This is a genomic window from Agriterribacter sp. (assembly GCF_035497235.1).
In the GTDB taxonomy this organism is placed as follows: Bacteria; Bacteroidota; Bacteroidia; order Chitinophagales; family Chitinophagaceae; genus Agriterribacter.
This window is the reverse complement of record NZ_DATJEB010000033.1, coordinates 56577-80829: the sequence shown is the minus strand read 5'-3', so window position 1 is coordinate 80829 and position 24253 is coordinate 56577. Positions and strand designations below refer to the sequence as shown.

General features: G+C 42.8%; 22 protein-coding genes. 14 read left to right on the top strand and 8 right to left on the bottom strand.

What is annotated here, in order from left to right:
- Window positions 1-143 precede the first annotated feature (143 nt).
- Together VL121_RS10060 and lysS are read left to right on the top strand one after the other, a co-directional pair.
- The gene (locus tag VL121_RS10060) at window positions 144-2822 is read left to right on the top strand and encodes an MGH1-like glycoside hydrolase domain-containing protein (protein WP_325404790.1); all 2679 of its coding nucleotides are present in this window, start codon (window positions 144-146) and stop codon (window positions 2820-2822) included.
- 139 nt (window positions 2823-2961) lie between these two features.
- A complete protein-coding gene (gene lysS / locus VL121_RS10055) occupies window positions 2962-4488 on the top strand; it encodes a lysine--tRNA ligase (RefSeq protein WP_325404788.1) in 1527 nt (508 codons plus the stop codon).
- 274 nt (window positions 4489-4762) lie between these two features.
- Here lysS and carB read toward each other — a convergent pair whose 3' ends face one another.
- Both carB and VL121_RS10045 read right to left on the bottom strand, forming a co-directional pair.
- Window positions 4763-7642, bottom strand: a complete 2880-nt coding sequence (gene carB, locus VL121_RS10050) for a carbamoyl-phosphate synthase large subunit (RefSeq protein WP_325404786.1) — start codon at window positions 7640-7642, stop codon at window positions 4763-4765.
- Between the two features lie 404 nt (window positions 7643-8046).
- The gene (locus tag VL121_RS10045) at window positions 8047-8241 is read right to left on the bottom strand and encodes a hypothetical protein (protein ID WP_325404784.1); all 195 of its coding nucleotides are present in this window, start codon (window positions 8239-8241) and stop codon (window positions 8047-8049) included.
- 508 nt (window positions 8242-8749) lie between these two features.
- Between VL121_RS10045 and VL121_RS10040 the strand changes: the two genes are divergently transcribed.
- From VL121_RS10040 to VL121_RS21700, 7 genes are all read left to right on the top strand, one after another.
- Window positions 8750-10456: a M23 family metallopeptidase gene (locus VL121_RS10040; protein WP_325404783.1), complete on the top strand. Its 1707-nt coding sequence runs from the start codon at window positions 8750-8752 to the stop codon at window positions 10454-10456.
- Window positions 10457-10590: 134 nt separating this feature from the next.
- Window positions 10591-11058, top strand: a complete 468-nt coding sequence (gene bcp / locus VL121_RS10035; protein WP_325404781.1) for a thioredoxin-dependent thiol peroxidase — start codon at window positions 10591-10593, stop codon at window positions 11056-11058.
- A gap of 5 nt (window positions 11059-11063) precedes the next feature.
- A complete protein-coding gene (locus VL121_RS10030) occupies window positions 11064-11366 on the top strand; it encodes an eCIS core domain-containing protein (protein ID WP_325404779.1) in 303 nt (100 codons plus the stop codon).
- A gap of 22 nt (window positions 11367-11388) precedes the next feature.
- Entirely contained in the window at window positions 11389-11553 is a 165-nt protein-coding gene (locus tag VL121_RS10025) for a T9SS type B sorting domain-containing protein (RefSeq protein ID WP_325404777.1), read from the top strand.
- 125 nt (window positions 11554-11678) lie between these two features.
- The gene (locus VL121_RS10020) at window positions 11679-12230 is read left to right on the top strand and encodes a hypothetical protein (protein ID WP_325404775.1); all 552 of its coding nucleotides are present in this window, start codon (window positions 11679-11681) and stop codon (window positions 12228-12230) included.
- An 88-nt stretch (window positions 12231-12318) separates the two neighbouring features.
- Window positions 12319-12462 (top strand): hypothetical protein, encoded by a 144-nt coding sequence (locus VL121_RS10015; RefSeq protein ID WP_325404773.1) that lies wholly within the window; start codon window positions 12319-12321, stop codon window positions 12460-12462.
- 171 nt (window positions 12463-12633) lie between these two features.
- Window positions 12634-12759, top strand: coding sequence for a helix-turn-helix transcriptional regulator (locus tag VL121_RS21700; protein ID WP_414635413.1), 126 nt, complete (start codon window positions 12634-12636; stop codon window positions 12757-12759).
- Between the two features lie 401 nt (window positions 12760-13160).
- Here the strand turns inward: VL121_RS21700 and VL121_RS10010 are convergent, their stop codons facing one another.
- On the bottom strand, window positions 13161-14306 hold the full coding sequence (locus VL121_RS10010) for a methionine aminotransferase (RefSeq protein ID WP_325404771.1): 1146 nt from the start codon (window positions 14304-14306) through the stop codon (window positions 13161-13163).
- A gap of 183 nt (window positions 14307-14489) precedes the next feature.
- Between VL121_RS10010 and VL121_RS10005 the strand changes: the two genes are divergently transcribed.
- Window positions 14490-14900 carry an OsmC family protein gene (locus tag VL121_RS10005; protein WP_325404769.1) on the top strand — a complete coding sequence of 137 codons (411 nt, stop codon included), beginning with the start codon at window positions 14490-14492 and terminating at the stop codon, window positions 14898-14900.
- Between the two features lie 139 nt (window positions 14901-15039).
- Here the strand turns inward: VL121_RS10005 and VL121_RS10000 are convergent, their stop codons facing one another.
- On the bottom strand, window positions 15040-15777 hold the full coding sequence (locus VL121_RS10000; protein ID WP_325404767.1) for an LOG family protein: 738 nt from the start codon (window positions 15775-15777) through the stop codon (window positions 15040-15042).
- Window positions 15778-15994: 217 nt separating this feature from the next.
- Between VL121_RS10000 and VL121_RS09995 the strand changes: the two genes are divergently transcribed.
- Both VL121_RS09995 and VL121_RS09990 read left to right on the top strand, forming a co-directional pair.
- On the top strand, window positions 15995-16552 hold the full coding sequence (locus tag VL121_RS09995) for a DsbA family protein (protein ID WP_325404765.1): 558 nt from the start codon (window positions 15995-15997) through the stop codon (window positions 16550-16552).
- A gap of 62 nt (window positions 16553-16614) precedes the next feature.
- The gene (locus VL121_RS09990) at window positions 16615-17538 is read left to right on the top strand and encodes a diacylglycerol/lipid kinase family protein (RefSeq protein ID WP_325404763.1); all 924 of its coding nucleotides are present in this window, start codon (window positions 16615-16617) and stop codon (window positions 17536-17538) included.
- Here VL121_RS09990 and VL121_RS09985 read toward each other — a convergent pair.
- Complete coding sequence (locus tag VL121_RS09985; RefSeq protein WP_325404761.1) at window positions 17465-19750, bottom strand: patatin-like phospholipase domain-containing protein; 2286 nt, start codon at window positions 19748-19750, stop codon at window positions 17465-17467. The genes VL121_RS09990 and VL121_RS09985 overlap by 74 nt on opposite strands.
- Before the next feature lie 342 nt (window positions 19751-20092).
- Complete coding sequence (locus tag VL121_RS09980) at window positions 20093-21133, bottom strand: COX15/CtaA family protein (RefSeq protein WP_325404759.1); 1041 nt, start codon at window positions 21131-21133, stop codon at window positions 20093-20095.
- Window positions 21134-21174: 41 nt separating this feature from the next.
- On the opposite strand from VL121_RS09980, the gene VL121_RS09975 reads away from it, so the two are divergent.
- Together VL121_RS09975 and VL121_RS09970 are read left to right on the top strand one after the other, a co-directional pair.
- On the top strand, window positions 21175-21774 hold the full coding sequence (locus VL121_RS09975) for a ribonuclease HII (RefSeq protein WP_325404757.1): 600 nt from the start codon (window positions 21175-21177) through the stop codon (window positions 21772-21774).
- 6 nt (window positions 21775-21780) lie between these two features.
- Window positions 21781-22065, top strand: coding sequence for a hypothetical protein (locus VL121_RS09970; protein ID WP_325404755.1), 285 nt, complete (start codon window positions 21781-21783; stop codon window positions 22063-22065).
- Window positions 22066-22097: 32 nt separating this feature from the next.
- Here VL121_RS09970 and VL121_RS09965 read toward each other — a convergent pair whose 3' ends face one another.
- Window positions 22098-23093: a glycosyltransferase family protein gene (locus tag VL121_RS09965; RefSeq protein WP_325404753.1), complete on the bottom strand. Its 996-nt coding sequence runs from the start codon at window positions 23091-23093 to the stop codon at window positions 22098-22100.
- 45 nt (window positions 23094-23138) lie between these two features.
- Window positions 23139-23975 (bottom strand): UDP-2,3-diacylglucosamine diphosphatase, encoded by an 837-nt coding sequence (locus VL121_RS09960; protein WP_325404751.1) that lies wholly within the window; start codon window positions 23973-23975, stop codon window positions 23139-23141.
- Between the last annotated feature and the right edge of the window lie 278 nt (window positions 23976-24253).

Here is a 24253-nt window from a genome sequence, read left to right as displayed (position 1 = left end):
AATGAAATTAAGAAAAAAATCAAGACCTTAATTGTTTTGTCCGGAGCCTCTTTCAGCCATATGCGCCATAACCGTTAGTTTTGCTTCGTATTTTCATTCAACAATAACGACTAACCGGGTGTACATCTTAATAAACACAGGCTATGACTGCAGAACATCAACGTCTTTCCGTTAACGCGCAAAAACCAATTCCGCTCGAACAATGGGGTCCTTATTTAAGCGAACGCCAGTGGGGAACTGTACGGGAGGATTACAGTACCAACAGCGATGCCTGGAACTATTTTCCTTTTAACCATTCACATTGCCGTGCATACCGCTGGGGAGAAGACGGATTGGCCGGCATTTGCGACTTTTTTGGAAATCTTTGTTTTGGTATTGCCCTGTGGAACGGTAAAGACAGGATATTAAAAGAACGGCTGTTTGGTGTGGGCAACAACGAGGGCAATCATGGTGAGGATGTAAAAGAGCTGTACTATCACTTAGATAATATGCCCACACATTATTATATGGAGTACTTATACAAGTATCCCCAGCAGGCTTTTCCGTATGAAGATTTATTAGAACAAAATGGCAAACGTTCAAAACAGGAACCCGAATATGAAATTTTAGATACCGGTATATTTGATAATAATGAATACTTCGATGTTAAGGTTACCTATGCAAAACAAAGCGCAAAGGATATTTTCATTAAAATGGATATTACCAACCGTGCCGGTAAACCCGCTCCCATAACCGTATTGCCAACGCTTTGGTTTTATAACCGCTGGGCCTATGCCGGTATGGAGGTAAAACCTGAGATAAAGTACCTGAATAAAAACGCGGTGCAGGCTTCGCATTATAAACTGGGTAACTATTACCTGTATTTTCAAAATGCGGATGATTGTTTGTTTACTGAAAATGAAACCAATACGGAGAAGGTTAATCAAACACCCAATACCACGGTTTTTGTGAAAGATGCTTTTCATGATGCCATTATTGAAGGAAAAAACCTCCAGGCATTACGCGACAAAAAAACGGGAACGAAATTTTCCCCGGTGTATAAATTAAAAATTCCCGCAGGCGCAACAAAAACCATTTATTGCAGGTTCACCGACCAGCTTGCAGATAAGCCTTTTGACAGGGGATTTGAAAAAGTGTTTGTAACCCGTAAAAATGAAGCCAATGACTTTTATGCCGCCATATTACCTGCAGGGATGGATGAAGATATGGCCAAAATACAGCGCCAGGCGCTGGCTGGTTTGCTATGGAGCAAACAATACTATCATTTTGATGTAGAACGATGGCTTACTACAGGCGATGGCATTACCCCGGCAAATGCAGGCAAACAAAGCGGCCGTAATCACGACTGGAAGCATCTTAAAAACCAGGATGTTATTTCTATGCCCGACAAATGGGAGTATCCCTGGTATGCAGCCTGGGATCTTGCCTTTCATTGTATTTCAATGGCGGTGGCTGATCCCTGCTTTGCAAAAAACCAGTTATTGCTGATCATGCGCGAATGGTATATGAAGCCGGATGGTCAATTGCCCGCCTATGAATGGAATTTTAGCGATGTTAACCCACCTGTGCAGGGATGGGCTGCCATGCAGGTATATTATATTGAAAAGAAAAGGGACGGTAAGGGGGATATCATTTTCTTAAAGAAAGTTTTTCAGAAACTGCTGATCAACTTTACCTGGTGGATGAACCGCAAAGATGTAAGTGGTAATAATCTTTTTGAAGGCGGCTTCCTGGGGCTGGATAATATTGGCGTATTTAACCGCAGTTCGCAATTGGGCAGCGATATGCAGTTGGAGCAGGCCGATGGCACCAGCTGGATGGGCATGTATGCGCTGAATATGCTGGATATGGCACTGGAGATTGCCGTGCATGATATTGCTTTTGAAGATACCGCCACCAAGTTTTTTGAGCAGTTCGTACTCATCGCGGAAGCCATTAATGAACATGGGTTGTGGAATGAAGAAGATAAATTCTTTTATGATATATTGTCCATAGCCGGCTCCGAACCATTGCAGTTGCGTATACAGTCTATTGTTGGACTTACCACTTTATTTGCGGTATCTACTATAGAGAAAAAAGTATTTGACAAACTAACTGATTTTAAAAAGCGTATTGGCTGGTTTGAAAATTACCGCAAAAAAAACGGTAAATTCTGGCCTAATGAGGAAAGAAGCGATGGAGAAGCCATGTTGTTGTCGTTAGTACCACGGGAACGCCTCGTGTATTTGCTGGAACATTTGCTGAATGAAAATGAATTCCTCTCCGAAGGAGGTATCCGTGCACTGTCAAAGCATCACGAAAAAAATCCTTACAGTGTTACGATCAGCGGAATTAATTATACCGCGCAATACGATCCCGGAGATTCTACTTCCGATTTTTATGGAGGTAATTCCAACTGGCGCGGGCCGGTGTGGATGCCTATTAATTACCTGATCATACAATCTATCCGCCGGTATGGCGCTTTTTATGGCGATGATCTGAAAGTGGAATGCCCAACGGGCTCGGGCATACAATTATCGCTGGGCGAGGTAGCAGATGAGCTTACCAAACGGGTAATAAGTATTTTTAAGAAAGATGAGGAAGGAAAACGGAAATTATTTGGAACGCATAACTGGTTTTACCAAAAGCCCGGCAATGAAAACCTGGTATTGTTTTATGAATACTTTCATGGCGATGATGGTAACGGGCTGGGCGCTTCCCATCAAACCGGGTGGACCTCCCTGGTGGCAGAACTGATTAACGAACTGCACCACAGTAACGGAAAGCATAAAACAGGACTGGCCTCTGAAGCAGCTACTGCCGAAAGAGAAACCGCCGTTTAACCGGCGCTTTTCTTACACTGCTGTTACCCCCGAAGAAGCGGAGAAGGGGTTATTGGAGGAGATGCAACGCTAAAATCTTTGCGGGCTTCAGGGTAACCAGTACCTTTGCTCCACTTTTTTTAAAAAAAATGTAACGTGTATGCAACATTTGTCTGAGCAGGAAATCATCAGGAGAGAAAAAAGGCAGGAGCTGGAAAAGCTGGGTATTGATCCGTATCCCGCCGATGCTTTCCCCGTTACGCATACTGCGGTGGCAATAAAAAATAATTTCTCAGCCGAAAATAACGATCAGTTTGCGGATATCAGTTTCGCCGGGCGCATCATGAGCATACGGGATATGGGCAAAGCTTCTTTTGGCGTGTTGCAGGATCATTCGGGCCGGATACAGATATACGTAAAGCGCGATGATATATGCACCGGTGAAGACAAAACACTGTATAACATTGTATGGAAAAAATTATTAGACATTGGTGATATCATTGGTGTAAAAGGATATGGCTTTATTACCAAAACGGGTGAAACCTCTATCCATGTTACTTCATTCAGCATACTCTCCAAATCGCTCAAACCTTTACCCGTAGTAAAGGAAGCGGAAGGGCAAAGTTTTGACGCTGTTACCGATCCGGAATTTAAATATCGCCAGCGCTATGCCGACATGATCATTAATCCGCAGGTGAGAGATACTTTTGCCAAACGTACTATGCTAATCAATACCATCCGCGGTTTCTTAAATGAACATGGAGCGCTTGAAGTAGATACGCCCGTACTGCAAAGCATTCCCGGAGGCGCTGCGGCACGCCCTTTTATTACACATCACAATGCGCTGGATATTCCTTTGTACCTGCGCATTGCCAATGAACTGTACCTAAAAAGGCTGATCGTTGGCGGTTTTGAATGGGTATATGAGTTCAGCCGGAACTTTCGTAATGAAGGGATGGACCGCACACATAACCCGGAATTTACCATCCTTGAATTTTATGTGGCTTATAAGGATTATTTCTGGATGATGAATACTACGGAGAACCTCCTGGAACAGGTTGCTGTTGCTTTGCACAATACTACTGATGTGCCTGCAGGTGATAAAGTATTACATTTTAAAGCGCCTTTTAAAAGAATTTCTATATATGACGCAGTAAAAGAACACACGGGTATTGACATTAGTGAAATGGATGAAGCGGCGCTGAGAGATACCTGTAAAAAGCTTCATATAGAAACTACGCCGGGTATGGGCCGCGGAAAATTGATTGACAGTATCTTTGGTGAAAAATGTGAGAAGCATTATATACAACCTACTTTTATTATTGATTACCCCGTGGAGATGAGCCCCCTTACCAAAAAGCACCGCAGCAAACCAGGGCTGGTAGAGCGTTTTGAGCTGATGATCAACGGTAAGGAAATAGCCAACGCATATAGTGAATTGAATGATCCTGTTGACCAGCGCGAACGTTTTGAAGAGCAGGTAAAGCTTATGGAACGCGGCGATGAAGAAGCCATGTTCATTGATCACGATTTTTTGAGAGCACTGGAATATGGCATGCCGCCTACTGCCGGTATTGGTATAGGTATTGATCGTTTGTGCATGCTCTTAACCAATCAACCTTCTATACAGGATGTACTTTTCTTTCCTCAAATGCGGCCCGAGAAAATAGAAGGATTCGAGATTTGAGATTGATTCAGGTTTCGGGTTACAGGATATGCCCTGTTTCAATATGGAGTTTGCCGTTTATGATTTGACAATGAACAACAGGCTTTGAACTGCTGGCCGCATAAAAAAGAGTATTCACCCTGTTGTTAGTACTAACTCACCTGACCGCTGCAAATCCGAAGCCGGGGGGAGAAGAAAAAGGTGTGCGGTGAAAGAAGGAGTACTCAGTCTATCGGTAGTAGTTACACACCTGGCGGCTGATACCTGTTCTGATACCTGACACACCTGACTCCTTCTACTTACTCAAATGCATACTTCTTTCCTTGTACAGGGTTCTGAAATAAGGGTCACGCAAATCCTTAATGAAGCGGATAGCTTCACCCGTGGATTTCATCTCCGGTCCTAATTCTTTATTTACACCAGGGAATTTATCAAAACTGAAAACGGGTTCTTTAATAGCAAATCCTTTCAGGTTTTTTTCAAACTTCAGATCTTTGAGCTTCACTTCTTCCAGCATTACCTTGGTAGCTATATTAAGGTAGGGTATCTGGTAGGCTTTAGCTATAAAAGGTGTGGTGCGGGAAGCCCGTGGATTAGCCTCTATTACGTATACTACACCATCTTTAATGGCAAACTGAATATTAATTAATCCCCGGATATCCAGTGCGCGGGCAATTTTTTCCGAATACACTTCCATTGTGGTTACTTCCAGCGGACTAAGATTAAAAGCAGGCAGTACGGCATTGCTGTCGCCACTATGTATACCCGCCGGTTCTATATGTTCCATTACGCCCATTACATGAAAGGTTTCTCCATCAAAAATGGCATCTACTTCCGCTTCCTGGCAGCGGTCGAGGAAATGATCTATCAGGATTTTATTTCCCGGAAGATGTTTTAATAAGCTCAGCACTCCTTTTTCCAGTTCTTCATCATTCAGCACAATACGCATTCTTTGTCCGCCCAGTACATAGCTGGGGCGTACCAGCACCGGGTAGCCTACTTCTTTGGCTATTTCAATAGCATCATCCGCATTAAATGCCGTGCCATACTGGGGATAAGGAATACCTAATGCTTTTAACTCATCGCTAAAACGTCCGCGGTCTTCGGCAATATCCATACTATCAAAGGATGTTCCAATGATACGGATCCCTTTTTCGTTAAGGCGTTTGGCTAATTTTAAAGCGGTTTGCCCGCCCAACTGCACAATAACGCCCACGGGTTTTTCATATTCCACTATTTCCCATAAATGCTCCCAGAATACCGGTTCAAAATACAGCTTATCGGCTATGTCAAAATCAGTTGAAACCGTTTCCGGGTTGCAGTTTACCATTATGGCTTCATAACCACATTCTTTTATTGCCAGTAAGCCATGCACACAGCAATAGTCAAATTCAATACCCTGGCCTATACGGTTGGGGCCGGAACCCAGCACCAGCACAGATCCTTTGGAAGCCTTTGAAGAAGCTGTTTTAGCCGAATGTACAATGCTTTCATTATGCATTACAGTGGCTTTCCCATTATTTGAAAAGGAGGGCGTTTCAAAGCTGGAATAGAAATAAGGGGTTTTGGCTTCAAACTCGGCGGCGCAGGTATCCACCATTTTATATACACGGGTTAGCCCCATCTTTTTTCTTCGTTCATAAATGTCTTCGTCTTTGCCATCTTTCATAATACGGCAAATTTGCTCATCGCTGAAGCCATTGTGCTTGGCCTGTATCAATAAATCATCAGGTAATGTTTCGCGGTTATGTTCCGCTATCTTTTTCTCTATGCTTACAATTTGCTGTATCTGGTAAATAAACCAGCGGTCAATATAGGTAGCTTCGCAAATGGATTTTACACTCACACCCATCATAAGGGCGTCCTTAATGCGAAATATCCTGTCCCACTTCGGTGTTTTCAGGTATTCCAGCACCTCTTCCGGCCGCATCATGCTTTTTCCGTAATAACCTAAACCCACCGCTTCATTTTCGAGGCTCTGACATGCTTTTTGAATGGCTTCGGTAAAGCTGCGGCCAATAGACATTACTTCACCCACCGATTTCATCTGAAGTCCGAGCGTATCATTGGCTCCCTTAAACTTATCGAAGTTCCAGCGGGGCATTTTCACAATTACATAGTCGAGCGTTGGTTCAAAATACGCGGAAGTAGATTGCGTGATCTGGTTTTTGAGCTCATCTAAATTATAGCCAATAGCCAGTTTTGCCGCTATTTTAGCAATGGGATAGCCCGTGGCCTTGGAAGCCAGTGCCGATGACCGGCTCACCCGCGGATTAATTTCGATGGCAATAATTTCTTCCGTTGCAGGGTTAAGGGCAAACTGCACATTACATCCCCCGGAAAAGTTTCCCAGGTCGCGCATCATGCGGATGGCGGTATTGCGCATGAGCTGAAAAGCGGTATCGCTCAGCGTCATGGCCGGGGCTACTGTAATAGAATCGCCCGTATGTATACCCATGGGGTCAAAATTCTCTACCGTACATATAATAGCTACATTATTGGCATCATCGCGCAAAAGTTCCAGTTCAAATTCTTTCCAGCCCAGTACCGCTTTTTCCACCAGCACCTCGTGTATGGGGGAGGCAGATAAACCTCTTTCAAGTGCTTCATCCAGGAATTCTTTACTATGTACAAAGCCCCCGCCCGTACCTCCAAGGGTATAAGAGGGCCGTATTACTAAAGGGAATCCTATTTCCTGGGCAAATTCCTTTCCCTCTAAAAATGAGTTAGCGGTCCGGGCAGGCGCCACTGCTATTCCCAGTTCAATCATCCACCGGCGAAAAAGTTCCCGGTCTTCTGCCTTATCTATAGCTTTAATATCAACCCCAATTAACCTAATCTCGTGTTTTTCCCAAATGCCCAGTTCATTGGCTTCCTTGGCCAAATTCAGCGCGGTTTGTCCGCCCATGGTAGCCAAAACCGCATCAATCTTGTTCTCTTCCAGTATCTGCTCAATGCTTTCCACCGTTAATGGTAACAAATAAACTTTGTCGGCCATCATGGGGTCTGTCATGATAGTGGCAGGATTGCTATTGATCAGTATTACATTAATCCCTTCTTCACGCAGGCTCCGGGAGGCTTGCGTTCCCGAATAATCAAATTCACATGCTTGTCCGATAATAATGGGGCCTGAACCAATGATCAGGACCGTTTTAATAGAATTGTCTTTAGGCATTGCTTAATAAAGATTTGAAAGAATCTGGCAGGTATTTTCCGTATAAACCTCCTAAGGTTGGCACTGAAAAAACCGGGCAAAGGTACGGGTTGAAAAATTAAATGCGAAACTCCGGGGGTTAATATTTCGGAGATATACAATTTATTCTAAAACGGGACCGTGTTAGAGGTTGATAGTGCTGCGTTAATTATAATATGTTGTATTGTTTTCAGAGGTGAAAAGTGAGATTCGCTATTATCTATCCCCCTCCTATTGCAGGTATACCGGCTCACCCTTTACAAAATGATACGGTATTATTATGGTTAGCTTAGCATAGATAGATGGTTTGCATGGAAGCGGTGCCTTATGTACATAAAAAAAGACACTGGTGTATGCCAGTGTCTTTTAACAATATTAAAACAGTACTAACTGGTATGAAACGCAGAAAGTTCAAACTCGTCAAGCATGATCTCCTGTTGTCGAATCTTGTTATGATCTTCATATTTAGCCTTCACCTTTGTAATAAAACGCTGTTTCGCGGTTTCTCCGCGAAAAGTGCCGATTACAGTTCCTGTCATGATGGCCAACGCCAGTATAATTTTTCTTTTCATCCCTTTCATAACATTCAATTTATAGATTCAACAATATATAGTAGACAATATATAGACGAAAAACGCTGTATTATAGTTTAAAAATAGTATGCTCTTCTAAGGGTATTTTGGTACTTTCAAAGATTATTATCAAAAATCAAATCAATACCTTCATTTTGCATACCCCATTTAGGGTATAGAAAGCTATTTTCACATACTTTCTTTACCGGTTCTTCAAAGTATTGGAAAACTTCAAAATCAAATTTGAAAAATATAGTCGTAATAACCTTTACAGAGCGGGTAAAACAATGTCATTTTTTCCAGGGGCAGTTATCTTTTTATTTGTCAAAGAGAATGCCAGATTTTCAAATGCCCGGCATATTTCAACATTTATAAATATTTTTTTTAAAAACAAAAAATCATTGTTAAGTATTCCCTATAAAATAAGACGGATTACAACGGTACAAGGGAAAATGATTTTACGGTTAAACCAATGATGGGTAGATTTGTTACCTAATACGCACGAATTATTTTATTGATGAGATGTATTTTCTTTTTGTTGCTTTTATCAGCTTCCCATTTATTCGCCCAAAACCTTTCGCTCAATAGTTATCCCAAAGGATATTTTATTAAGCCATTGAATATTCCTGCAAGTCTATCGGGCAATTTCGGAGAGCTCCGTCCCAATCACTATCATATGGGACTTGATTTTAAAACTAACCGGTTAGAAAACCTGCCCGTGCATGCAGCCGCGGATGGCTATATAGCCAGAATTAAGATTGAACCGTTCGGTTTCGGGCGGGCTATCTATATCAATCATCCTAATGGCTTAACCACAGTATACGCGCATCTGAACGCTTTCTTTCCAAAACTGGAACAATATGTAAAGCAGCAGCAATACCGTCAGGAATCGTGGAGCGTTTACTTGGATATTCCGATGGAATTGTTTCCGGTTAAACAAGCAGATGTTATTGCCTACAGCGGCAATACAGGGGGCTCGCAGGGGCCGCATCTGCATTTTGAAATACGCAATACCCAAACGGATAAGAACCTTAATCCTATCCTGTTCGGTTTTCCAATAGCGGATAATGTACCCCCGGTTATTCAACGGTTAGCCATATACGACCGCAACAAAAGCAGCTATGAGCAATCGCCCAAAATTGTTACCGTTAAAAAAACGGCGGGAGGTTATATTACTGTTCCCTCCACTATAACCGTATCTTCCGATAAAGTGAGTTTTGCAGTTACCAGTTACGATGTGCAATCGGCCGCACCCAATCACAATGGCATTTTCCAGGGTATTTTGTATGATAACGGGGCAGAAGTCATTCGCTTTACCATGGATACCATCAGTTACTATGCTACCCGTTATCTGAACGCGCATATTGACTATAAAACCAAAGCCAATGGCGGTCCCTACCTGCAACATTTATCCGAACTGCCGGGGTATATCAATAGTATCTACCGCCAGCAAAAAGGTAACGGGGTATTAACATTAACGGAAGGAGCAGCACGCAGCATCCGGATTGAAACAAAAGACGCGGTTAACAATACCGCTGCATTGAACTTTACAATTCAGTACAAACCCTCCGCTACGAACCCGGCGGCCCCTGCCGGCAAAATGTATTATCCTTTTATGATAAATGTGGGAGAAGGAAGTGCGGATTGTGAATTTTATATTGGCGAAAGCGGCTTATATGATTCTGTGCAGATTGCTTACAGCAGATCGGCTTCAGCAAACCCCGCGGTGCTGTCTGCCATACATACTATTGGCGCCGCCTATATTCCTTTGCAGGAAGGACTGGTGGTACGCATAAAGCCCAACGCTGCGCTACTTCCTGAAAAAATGAACAGGATGCTGATGCAACGCTTTGCAGGAACAAAAAAAGAAACCAGGAAAGTGGAATGGCAAAACGGGTGGGCGGTAGCCAAATTCAACAGTTTCGGTAGTTTTCAATTAGTGCCGGATGAAACTCCTCCCGAAATTATTCCGGTAGGGTTTAAAAGCGGACAGGATATGAGCAAGGCTTCGAGGCTGCTGTTTACCGTAACGGATAATATGGGTGGCATTAAAAATTTCAGGGCGGAGTTGGATGGAAAATGGCTGCGGTTTACTAACGATAAGGGCAAAAATTTTATATATATTTTTGATGAACAATGTACGCCGGGCGAACACGCATTAAAAATAAGCGTAGCAGATGAGGCGGGCAATACTGCGGCGCAGGTTTTTACATTCAGCAGGTAAGGTAACCGGGAAGAAGCAGGCATAAGGTATGAGGCTATGCTACCTTTTCTTCCTGCAGCCATGCTGGCATGCTGTCATCCTTTAATCCTGTTCCATTTTCGCATTTCCCACATTTCTCCTATTTTCACATTCATATGATTACGTTAAAAGAAGGCGACAAGGCGCCGGCCTTTTCGGGAAAGAATCAGAAAGGAGAAAAAATTACCTTATCGGATTATAAAGGGAAAAAGCTGGTATTGTATTTCTATCCGCAGGATGATACGCCCACCTGTACTATACAAGCCTGTAATTTTCGGGATAATTTTTCGTTGTTAAAGCAAAAAGGATTTGAAATACTTGGCGTAAGTCCGGACAATGAAAAATCGCACCAGAAATTTGAGGCAAAGTTTTCCCTTCCCTTTACCCTTTTGGCTGACCCCGCCCATACAATCATTGACAAATACGGCGTATGGGGTGAAAAACAGTTGTATGGAAGAAAATACATGGGGCTGCATCGCACTACTTTTATAATTGACGAAAAAGGGGTGATCAGGAAAATATTCTTTCGGCCGAAGAATAAACAACATGCGGAAGAAATAATAAAATTCTGGGAACAGCAATAGCGTTTATGGATGTTTCAGATATCAGGATCAAAGAAAAATCGTGGAAGGCAAAGCTGGCAGCAAGGTGGCTGGGGGTAGATAATGTGGCTTTTACCCTGGGCAAAACCATTCACCTGTATAATGCTACCACCCGGGAATTTTTGCACGATACCCGCTGGGTAAAGCATGAGCTGAAGCATGTGGAACAGTTTAAACGCTACGGCTTCATTTTGTTTATAGCCAGGTATACCCTTGAAACCTTAAAAAAAGGGTACCACAATAACAAATATGAGGTAGAAGCCCGTATGGCGGAAAATGAAATAATATAATTTATAACCGCTATGGAAAAAAGTGTTTGAAAGAAGGAATTATATAGTGGCCAACCGCAGCCTGGGTTGGGATGGCACATTAAAAGGAGAGCGGTTACCCACCGGGAGTTTTGTGTATTTTGCAGAAATGGAATGTGAATCAGGCGAAATATTTACCAGGACGGGAGCGGTGACCCTGATCAGGTAAAACCGCATATAACAGGTAATACGCATTTATATATCCGGATATAAAACCATTATTAACTTTTACTATTTTCGTTTTTAGCTTTAATGCCTGAACAATCCGTATTTTTATAGTACAAGCCAAGCAATATGCGCTTCTTATTATTCTTTAGTACATTTCTTTTTGCCGTAGCCGCAGGTGCGCAAACCACCCTGCCGTTAAGTGCTATGGATTATACGCAGCGAAGCGGCTTTAAAAATAATAACACGTATACCACCGCTAACCATTTATCAGCTAAAAAATGGTTCATTACCAGGTACAGCGGACTCTCAACCGGGGTTGGTTTTTTTAATGGCGGTAATGCAAATTTTGTAAGTATTCCACTGGGCTTGCAGCTTAACCGCAGGCTAAATAACAATTTGTATGCTTTTGCCGGTGTATCCGCAGCCCCTTCCTATATAAGCATCAATCATTCCTTCCGGTCTTTTGCTGATCATAAAGTCAATCCAAACAATAGCGTATTCAAATCCGGCACCTTTGGCGTGTATTCCAGGGCGGAACTGGGACTGATGTATATAAATGATGATAGGACTTTTTCTATTTCAGGCAGCATAGGCGTTCAAAGAAGCACCTATCCTGTGTTTCCGTTTCAGCCGATGGCTACAACAGCCGGTCCTGTTATTCTTCCTGCAAACAAATAGTGTTAAGTTAAGCAAATTATGTCTGTGCGTATGCATTTATATTGCATCATCCTGCCTGTTATATTTATAATAACTGCTGATCATCTGTTTGCCCAGGAAAAAGGGCTATCGCCTGGTATGGAGTGATGAATTTAATAAAGATGGTATCCCCGATTCCACCAAATGGAATTACGAAAAGGATTTGTACCCAAGAATGGGGGTGGAATATGTGCGGCTATGGGAGAGGGAGTAAAAGAGTATTTATTTGCAGCAGGTCTAAATCTCCGGTCTCTTTATTGCATGCAGGTTTATCCCTGCAAAAAAGCATAACACATTTAAATTAAATTCAATATAGTGCTAAAATGATGTTACAAAAATTAGAAAAACCGATAAATGATTCTACTTTTGTAACATACAACTTCATATGGCTGCCTCACAATCTAACAACATTATTGGTCATAACATTAAAGCCCTTCGTGAAAAAATGGGGCTAACGCAAGAGGCTCTCGCGCTTTACCTGGGAATTTCACGCGAGACAACGAGGCAATAAAAAAAGAATATTTCTGGCTAAAGAAAATGCAGTTTAAAGGAGATGGTGAAAGTGCGTGCCTTGCTGTGGTGAGGTATAATAAAACTATATTAGCCAGTAGTAATTTACGGGATATAAAGAATTATTGCATCACTCATAAGATAGATTACCTAACCACTATGGATTTTTTGTGTGCCGCGCTAACGGGTGGTATATTTGATGAATCGAAATGTAATCATTTTCTTCAAAAAGTATTAGCTGCAGGTGGCAAATTGCCAGTAAAAAACAGGAAAGAATATACCTGCAGGGAGATCAATTTCTTATAGCGCGAACAGCCTGTAAATAGTTTAGAGAAGCTGAATCTGTTTTGCCGCGATAACCTGTTTATCCGCTTTAAACAGCTTGTTACCTTTTGTCTACACCTACACCCTCCTCAGCCTTTCCACTGCTTTTTCCAGCGTTTCGTTTTTTTTACAAAAACAAAAACGCAGCACTTTGTTATCGGTGGGCGTTTGGTAAAATGCTGAAACGGGGATAGTGGCTACGCCATAATCTTTGGTGATGCGGATGGCTATGTCTTTTTCCGTTTCATCACTGAAATGACCGTAGCTGCCCAGTATAAAATAGCTGCCGTAAGAGGCGTGCATTTTAAATCCAGTATCCTTCATCATTTGCAGAAAATAATCTCTTTTTTGTTGTATGAAACTGCCTAACGATTCGTACTGGTCTTTTTGCTTCAAAAAGGAAGCCAGCGCCACCTGCTTTGGCGTATCTGTAGAAAAACAATTGAACTGGTGTACTTTCCTGAACTCGGCTGTGGCGGCTGCCGGGGCTACGCAATACCCGATCTTCCAGCCTGTGCAATGGTAAATCTTGCCAAAAGAAAAACATACGAAACTTCTTTCCAGTAAATCGGGGTAAAGCAGCATGCTCCGGTGTGGCATTTCATCAAATATCACGTGCTCGTATACCTCATCGCTCAGGATAAAAATATCCGTTCCTTTAACTATGGTTCTTAATGCTGCTATATCTTCCTGCCCCAATATGGCGCCCGTGGGGTTATGCGGCGAATTGAGCATGATCATGCGGGTACGCGGCGTAACAGCGTGGCGCACTTCCTCCCAGTCAATTGTATAATCCGGGTAGTGCAAAGGAATAAGCACAGGTGTGGCGCCATTGATCACCACATTGGGTATATAACTGTCGTACCCCGGTTGAAAAATGATGACTTCATCGCCCGGTTGCAAAACACTGGTAAGCGCTGTATATATAGCATAGGTTCCACCGGGGGTAATGGTTATTTCCGTATCCGGATTTATGGCAGCTCCATATAAATTCCGTATCTTCTCCGCCAGCACTTCACGCAGTGGCATATAACCATTCATATGGGTGTACTGGTTGTATCCGTTTAACATGGCTTCATTTACCTTTGCGATCAGCGCTTCATTCATGGCAAAATCCGGGAAACCCTGCCCAAGGTTAACCGCATCATATTTCTTTGCCAGGGAACTCATAACCGTAAAAATGGTTGTGCCCACCTGGGGAAGCTTGGAAATAACGGATGGCATGAAAAATAATTTGGTTTTCGAAAAACGCAAAATTATTTGTTATAGGGCAAAGGCTCGGAAAGATTTCGGAACTTAGTAACTTGTAATGGACGGATGGTTTATTAGAATTTGTTATTTTAATGCTGCGATCCGTAATTCCTTCCTGGTGCAATTTGCATTTTTGTAACTAATAAATAATATAGTATGAAACGTTCAGCAACCGCCGTATGGAACGGCACAGGTAAAGATGGCAATGGCGTAGTGAGTACACAGAGCAGTGTGCTCAGTAAAACACAGTATTCGTATAAGTCGCGTTTTGAGAACGGCACAGGCACCAATCCGGAAGAGCTGATTGCTGCCGCCCATGCGGGATGCTTTAGCATGAAGCTGGCATTTTCACTGAATGAAGCAGGGTTTACTGCCGATGAAATTGATACCGGCTGTACGATTACACTGGAAGGCATGAGCATTACATCTTCTCACCTTGTACTAAAAGCAAAAGTACCCGGTATTGATAAAGCGAAGTTTGATGCGGCCGCAGCAGATGCAAAGGCCAATTGCCCGATCAGTAAATTACTGAATACGACTATTACCCTGGATGCCACGCTACTGTAGTAAAAATATTTGCTGCAACAGGTTATCAGGGTATTAAACAATTCAACAATAGTGCCATTGCAAGGTGGCATTATTGTTATAAGCCGCTCCTGCACCTTGTAAGGTGCACCCTGCAACACCGCATGCCTGCTTCAATGGGTCAGAAATTAAAAAACCTTTTCTCAAACAGCCATTTGGCAGGTTTGGGTTCGGCGTATTTTAGCCCAAACTGGTCAATGCTGCCAGCCCTGATATGTTCCACTGCTTCTTCAACAGAATCGGTGAGCAATACAAGATCCAGATCAGGAGGTGAAATGGTACCCGCTACTTTCAGCTTTTCTATATAATCCATCAGTTCCCTGTGAAAATCTTTGCAAAAAATAATAATAGGAAACGCTTTGATCATTTTGGTTTGGATGAGGGTCAGCGCTTCAAAAAGTTCATCAAGGGTGCCAAACCCACCCGGCATTACTACAAAAGCATAGGAGTATTTTACCAGCAGTGTTTTGCGAACAAAGAAATATTTGATATTCACCCATTTATCAAGATAAGGATTGGGATGCTGTTCATGAGGCAAAACAATATTGCATCCAACTGATCTTCCGCCAACCTCCCGGGCTCCCCGGTTAGCGGCTTCCATAATGCCCGGACCGCCGCCCGTCATAATAGTAAAACCAAGCTTTGCTATAGCTGCCGACAGTTGCTGTGTAAGTATATAATATTCATGATCTTCCCTAAATCTTGCCGATCCAAATATGGTAACGCAGGGTCCCGCAAAATGTAAAGCCCTGAACCCTTTAATAAACTCCCGGGCAACTTTTACAACAAATTTAAACTCTTCCCACCTCGATTGTGGTCCTTCTAAAAAGCGGATCTCGGATTTTGTGCCGTTGGCCATAACTATTTAAACATTTAAGCTTCCAAACCTACCAGATTTTTTGTTAAAAAGCGGTAACCATGTTAAGACAATATGTCATTATACTGTATATTCGGTTAATATGCTGAAAATCATATAAAATTGTTGATCTTTACCTTATATTATACAGGTTTACGTCAGGAAGGATGAAATGGCATCTATTTTGACATTATTGGGTTAATCATAAAAAGATTGGGTTATGAAGTTTAAAGTTGAAGAAAAGATAATACCACCAAAAGAGATGATTGTTGGCGATCCTGATGCAAAAGTACTTATTGTGGAGTATGGTGATTATGAAAGTGCTGATACAGCCAAAATTCACGATGTAATGCAGCAATTGCTGGAAACATATAAGGGGAAGATAAAATACAACTTTCGCCATTTTCCGCTTACCCGTATTCACCAGCGCTCATTCAAAGCTGCGGAAGCTGCCATTGCTGCAGGACAGGAAGGAAAGTTTTGGGAAATGCATAATATTTTACTGCATCACCAGCGTAATTTAGGTACTATCAGCCTCAAAGGCTATGCCCGTGATGTAGGCGTTACGCGCAAACACTTCCTTGATGATTTGATGAATTCAAAGTTCGGATGGTATGTAAGAGATGACCAGATGCAGGCTGTAGATGCAGGGGTTACAGATGTGCCCGCCATTTTTGTTAATGGAGAACGCTTTGAAGGAAAACCTACGCTGCAAAACCTGTCAGCGGTTATTACCCAGGCATTGAAGAGCAAGAAAAAAGTTTCTCAAAGAGCTTAAGTTCATCCTGTTCATGCCATGCATCTTACCTTACTGCTATTTAAGCTGCACAGTTTGAAGGAATGAAACGAAGGATAATTTTTTTGCTCAATCCAATTGCAGGTACAGGCAATAAGTCCCGCATAGGGAGGCTGATTGAAAAAAAGCTTACTGCGGCGGAAGTGGATTTTGAAATTTATCCTACCAATGGGGAAGGCAATTACAGTGCTATCCGCACTAAAATATTGCACGAGGGTGTAACAGACATTGTAGTGGCTGGCGGTGACGGCACCATAAGCAGTGTAGTACACAACCTGAGAGATACCCACGTTAATTTTGGACTTATTCCCTGCGGCTCCGGCAACGGACTTGCTTTTTGCGCCGGCATTTCAAAGAATCCCCGCAGGGCTATTGACCTTATTTTTACCGGCACACCGGTACTTACCGATGCTTTTACAATCAACAATAACTTTTCGTGCATGCTTAGCGGACTGGGCTTTGATGCACAGGTAGCCCATGATTTTGCAAAACAGAACAGGAGAGGGTTACTGACCTATATCAGGCAGACCTACAGCAATTTTTTAAAAGCCACGCCTTATCATTTTGAAATTTCAGCAAATGATACGCCCCTTTTTACCGAGGCTTTTTTTATCAGCATAGCCAACAGCAACCAGTTTGGCAACCGGTTTACTATTGCTCCCAAAGCTAATCTTAACGATGGTTTGCTGGATATTGTAATTGTGCAGAAAATGAACAAGCCGCATATGCTGCTTGCGGTACTGCGCCAGATCAGGATGGGAAAAGTAAACGAAACACACTATAAGAAAGAGGGAATTATCTATTATCAGACAAAGCACCTTCATATCAAAAACCCTGATTTAGCCCCGCTTCATATTGATGGCGATCCTAAGCCTACGGCGTCATCCTTTGACATCAGGGTTGTTCCGGATGCCTTCCGCCTGATACGGCCTTCGGCGCGCCGGCTTGCCAAAAACCAATCTTTTTAAACGCTTTTATATTGGATGCCGAGTGCAGCGCTCTCCTGATATCTAATTTTTCATTGCGGGTAAGATGAAAATTTAAGGCCGCTCCCTTTTGCTTAGGCAATGGGGTATAGGAAAAGGTAATTTTGTTAAAGGGAAACGTATACCCGGTATGCGCATACTGGATCATTTCATCATGATAATAGTCCTGCATCTTCATCCAGTTATGCTGCAGGGTCATAATGGGCTTTGTAAACATTCCTGTAATGCTGGGATCTTCATACCCTTCATCCCATTCACTGTCCTTCCGATCGCGTATTTGTATAAATACCACTCCGCCTGTATTAGCCGTTATCCAGTCTTCCATAACATGCAAAAAGCGAAGGGAAGATTCCTGCCCAAAATTATCACGCATGCCCGCATCCATTACATCAATAATAGGTGTGGAAGGCAGCCATACATTGGGCAGCACATACGGGAAAGTGGCATTAATGCGTAAGGTAGAAAGCAGCCGGAGGCTAAACGGATCCTGCTTTTTAAACATAGCGGCATAATCAATGGCATCCGGCTCGGCGGTTATACCGGCTGCCGAATCGGGCCAATTGCGCATCATAAAACTAACAGGCTGGGTGCTGAAGATCATTTTACGGCCATCCCTGGTAATAGTGGCATTAAAAAGCATAAGCGGGATTTTCGCATCGCTTTCATCTTCCATTATGTCTCTTAAAGTGTAATTGAGTATTTTGCCTGTATTGCGGTTGAATTGCTCTTCAAAAGCATAGCCCCTGTCTTTAATATAACTGAAGCGCCCTGCCCTGAATTGCTGCGCAGGAGCAAAAAGATCGCGGGTTACAAAGGAAGAAAACAGCGCGTTTAACAGGTCTTTGGATATATTATCGGCATACTGCTGATCCTGCAAATGAATGGAATCGCCCTGTTGCTTTAAACGAAACAGTTCGCGGTAATAAGCGGCCCCCAGCATACCTCCGGAGGCACCGTTGATCATAAAGGTTTTTTTGAGCAGCTCCCCACCCATTATACTGTCTAACTGCTGCATTACATTCAGGGCAAATGTAGCCGACCGCGTACCGCCTCCGCTTACATTTATTACATACAATAAAGGCAGCGCTTCTTTTTGCCGGAGCTTCCATCTTTCCAGGATTCCAATCATGTTCTTCTTGTCTGCATCCATTTTTTCAACCGTACACAATTGCATGATGCTGTCTCTGTCGTAAACAGGACGCTCCGTGCGGTTCGTATAATTGATACCGTAAGCTTTGTTGCGCGGATCAATAATCTCTTTTTCAAATAAAAAATTCAATCCTATGCCCAACAGCAGTAAAGTAGGAAATGCCCAGCTTTTAAGCCAGTAGGTGAGCGCCCCGGAACCGGCAATCAGTACAGAAAAGAATAACAGGATAGCCGCGGCGGCAGGGATAATAAAAAAAGGTTTATCCATCAGCATACCTATAATGGCCAGGAACAGGAAAGCCACGATGATGGATATGACAGCGGAAAAATGGTGCCTTTTAAAAACAGTATCAATAAACTCCTGCGAATAATGGGCTACGTTACGCGGTTTTTTCAACTTCATCCTCGTATTAAAAAACCAGTCAACACGCAATATTCCTTTCTCATGAAAATGTTTGCCGCCTATGCCAAACTGTGCGGCAAATGCTTTGGGATCCCTGAAAACAGGTTCCATCGTACGCATCATGGATTTCTCCGTTCTGAAAAAGTATAAAAAGGAAATGATGAAAGCGAAGCTCAGTCCTGATAAAAACCCCATTACCAGTATCATAACGCTCCCTATGGGGAGCAGTTCATTATGCACATCATAATAAACGCTTTTGCAGAAATAGAAAAGGAGGAACAGCAGCGGGATAACCGCGTTGTTGATGCAGTATTTTAAAAAAGGCTTGGAAGTAGTAGCTAAAAATTTGAACTGGTTGCTGTGTAAAATAAACGTAGTGATGTTCCAGCTCATAATAAAAATACCTGTAGCCATGCCCACTATGGCCATACTGAGCCCGTTCACTTCCCCGAGGTATTCAGGCGCCAGGAAAAGAGAATCGGCGCCAAAAGCGCTCATAAAATCGCCATGGATAGCGCTGGCTAAAATGAACCAGAAAACAAGGAGCAACTGGTAACGCCTGAGATGAAGAATGAAAAGCTGAACAGGAAAGGAGTAATAAAAACCCTTTATATATACTTTTATGTTGGAAGCAGCAGGCATTAACGCAATATAATACTTTGATATTTAACGCAGAAGACCTTAAAATAATATACCGTTAACCGCTATTATCTTTCCTTATTAACAGGGGCCAACAAAACAACGACCCTGTATAACTATTACAATAGTGTTAAGGCAATCAAATTATGCCTGTATATTATAGGGGCTGTCTGAAAAGTAATATTTTGCCACAAGCCAACCTGCCTTTAGGCAGGAACACGAAAAAAATAAAACCTGAAGTTAGGACTTTGCATCCTTGTGTCTTAGTGGCACATCTTCTATGCCAGTCCTTTTGGGGCAGCCTCATTTCATGTTTGACATAACGCTATACTGTGAATGCCCCTTTTACTTCCGCACCAGGTATAGCACCCACACCAGTGATACCAGCAGCAGCATGGCGGTAAACTGGTGTAATACGCCAAACCAAACCAATGCATTAGCAGCAGGCGAATACAAAATGGTACATATGCCCAGCAGCACCTGCGCCAGCACCAGTACCAGCGGTAACACTTTGGTTTTATTCAGCCAGGGTGATACAGCGGTTTTTTGTATGGTAACAAACCAGGCAATAATGAGTATAACCATGAGGTAAGCCAAGCCGCGGTGAATAAAATGCACCATGAAGGGGTTGTTTACCAGGTTTGCTGATCCTTGTACATTGAATAATGTTGCCGGAAGCCATTCGCCGTTAATCGTAGGCCAGGTAGGCGCAACAGTGGCTGCCCTAAGCCCCGCCATAAAGCCGCCATAGCAAAGTTGAACAAATAGTAGTAACAGCAGCGCAACCGTAAATTTTTTTAGCGCAGGGTTATGCACGGTTTGTTGTTCCGGTACCAGCAAACGGAGGGCAAACCATAAAGTATATACCAGTAAGCCTAAGGCCGCTACAAAATGCGTTGTTAATTCAATATGCCCTACAAAGTATTTTTCAGGTACCAGCCCGCTTTTTACCATTATCCAGCCAATAGCGCCCTGCAAAGCGCCGAGCAAAAAAAGGATAACCAGGGGAATAATCATTTCTTTTTTAAATTTTTTCTTCAGCACGAACCATGCAAACCCCACCATAAAAACAATGCCCAGCAACCGGGCCCAGAAGCGGTGAAACCACTCCCAGAAGAAAATAAATTTAAAGTCGGATAATGAAAAGTTGGAATGCAGGTATCTGAACTGGTCGGTTTGCTTGTATTTATCAAATTCAGTCTGCCAGGCTATATCGCCCACAGGCGGTAACATGCCTGTAATGGGTTTCCACTCTGTAATGGAGAGTCCGGATTCAGTAAGACGGGTAATGCCCCCAATCAATACCTGTATCATAATCATACCCGCACCTGTTAATAACCACCAGGCCACCGCCCTGTTGGGTGAGGGTGAAAGCGATTTGTTCATAACTGCAAAAGTATTTATTCTTAACATTGCAGCACGATTATATGTTACAGGCGTTTTACCAGGATATATATATTGAAGCAGGTTGCGATGAAGCGGGGCGCGGATGCCTGGCCGGGCCTGTGTTTGCCGCAGCCGTAATATTACCCCGCAATTTTTTTCACCCTGTGCTCAATGATTCCAAACAGCTAACCGCGGAACAGCGCAGCGAAATGAGAACATATATTGAAGAAAAGGCGATAGCCTGGAATGTGGCAAGCGTGGACCATGAAGAGATTGACCGGATCAATATATTAAATGCCTCTTTTAAAGCCATGCACCTGGCTTTAGACGGGCTGACCATTATACCTGAATTGCTATTAATTGATGGTAACCGGTTTCATGCCTATCAAAAAATTGATCACCGTTGCATCATAAAAGGCGATGGTATTTATGCCTCAATTGCTGCTGCCAGCGTACTGGCCAAAACCTGCAGGGACGCATACATGATGAAGCTGCATGAAGATTTTCCGCAGTACAACTGGTATAATAATAAAGGGTATGGAACAATGGCACACCGGAAAGCCATTATTGCACATGGATTAAGTCCTTTTCACCGGAAAAGTTTTCAATGCATCCCTGCTCAAATGGGAATGTGGGAATAAAAACGCATGATCAAAAAAATAGCTCCCGATAAATGGAGGCATTTCCTGGTTGGTGTTGCAATGGGCGCCCTGTTGCAGGCAATTAGCTGGTGGCTTTGGCCAACAAATATCTTTTTATCATCCATAATGGCACTGGCAATGGTCATTACTATTAGCTATGGTTTTGAATTGTTCTCAAAAATTACCGGGAAAGGCAGGTATGATTTTATGGATGCCGTGGCTTCCGTAACAGGCGGTGTGTTGGGGATGGCTGCGGTTTTATTACCGCAAGCCGGACTGGTACACCTGTAATGTTTGCAGGAAAAGGTGGTTGTGCGGAAAAACTACAGGTATGAAGCGGCTTTCTGCATCATCAACGCAGTAATTTGGCCGGCATCGTATGGAAATGAAATATCAACGGGCTGTGCATCAGCATACCATTCTTCAAAAATGGTATTGAAATTTTCAGGAAGTTGTGGTAATGTTTTTACTCCCAGTTGCCGCAGGGCAGCCGCATTGCACTGCTGTTCATATTGCCCTTTGATGGGCATCACCATTATTTTTTTCTTTAAATGCAGGGCCTCCGAAGGTGTTTCAAAACCCGCTCCACAAACAATCGCGGCGCAATGGATCAGGCTTTCGCCAAATCTTTCTTTGCTTACCGGTATAAAAGTGAGATGCCCCTGCCTTGTTTGAACCTTTACTTCTCTTGAAAAAACCTGGAACCGGTACGAAGTAAGTTTCCCAAAAAATTTACGGATATCGCCATCGCAGTAAGAGGGTAAATAAACGGTTATATGATTATCGTTGAACGGACGGGCATTCCATATTTCAGATTTAATAACCGGCGTAAGAATAAAATCATCGTATTGTTTGAAATGCAGTCCCATATATTGTGTGGCGCCCGCATAGCTTTTCAGGAGCCACTCACCGATATGGCTTCGTTGAACCGGACGGGGTGTTTTTGCCGACATAAAACTCGCCTGGTGCCCGAAATGAATGGAAGGTGCTTTTTTTTGCCGGCAGGCCAGCGAGGTTATACATTCAAAATCATTTATTATAAGATCATATTTTTCCACAGGTAAAGCCGCTATTTCTTTTTTGATATGAAGCGGCGAAATCTTTTTTATCATTGAAAAATAATCAAGACTTCCCTTACAGGTATAAAACAAACTTAACCCTTTGCTCCTGTATTTTATGGGTGCATCAAGATGCAGACTGCTGTTAGCGCCGCTTAAGAATATATCTACCGTTCCATATTGCTGCAGGTGAGGCAATAATTCCATGGCCCTGCTGATATGCCCGTTACCCGTTGCCTGAATAGCATAGAATATCTTCATACAATCAATTTTTACTCACCACTTACTACTCACCACTCTCCCATCCTATCCCGTTAGCGAACTGGTATAATAGCTAACCTCATCTGTAACTACATTAGGCTGAGGTGTTTCTTTCTCCACTTTTATTTCCGGGAAATCAGCCGCTTCAAACTGAAACAGCTTCCATTCCTTTTTATAATACTCCAATGCCGTGCAATGCTCTATCCAGTCGCCGCTATTCATATAAGTAACATTGCCTTCTTCATTATGTACTACTCTTTTTTGCGGTTTATGAATATGTCCGCAAATAACATAATCGTACTTTTTCTTAATCGCCAGTTCCGCGGCAGTCAATTCAAAATCATTAATTTTTGTAACCGCTTTATTTACACCTTCCATTACCTTTTTTGAAAGCGAGACCCGCTCCTGCCCCATACATCTTAGAACCGTATTGATAAACCGGTTAACCAGTATTAATGCGCCATAACCGGTACTTCCCAGCTTGGCCAGGAATTTAGCGCTCCCTTTAGTGGTGTTATCAAATACATCACCATGAAATACCCAGGTCATTTTATTGTCTATTTCCAGCACCAGCTTGTCGGTTAGCATAAAGTTACCCGCCCTGCAACCGGAATAGCGCCTTAGCACTTCATCGTGATTACCCGTAATATAAAATACGCTTGTACCATTGGTGATACAATGAATGAGCTCTTTTATAACACCGAGATGAGCGGCAGGGAAATAGCTTTTGCTGAACTGCCATGCGTCAATAATATCGCCATTAAGAATAAGCACGGAAGGCGCAATACTTTTAAGATAAGCGCTTAGTTCTTTAGCCTTGCACCCATAGGTACCCAGGTGCACATCGGATATAACAACAACATCAACGGGGCGTTTATCCATGAGAAATATGTTTCTCAAATTTCGCTGCTTCACATTACTATGATATTAAGCCGGCGTTAAGAAATAGTGAGGAATTGGTGCAGAGTTGAAAAGCTTGGAGGGATATTTTCTGCCCGGAGAACATATAAATTTAAATATGCGGTTTTAATGCTGAAAAGCAGGAAGTTCTACGCTTCGTCCTTGTATAGGTATAGAAAGCTAAACCTCAAAAAAGTACCCAACAATAAAACGTCTGCTCCCATGCAGCAAAAAAGTAAAAAAGAGTTACTATTTATATC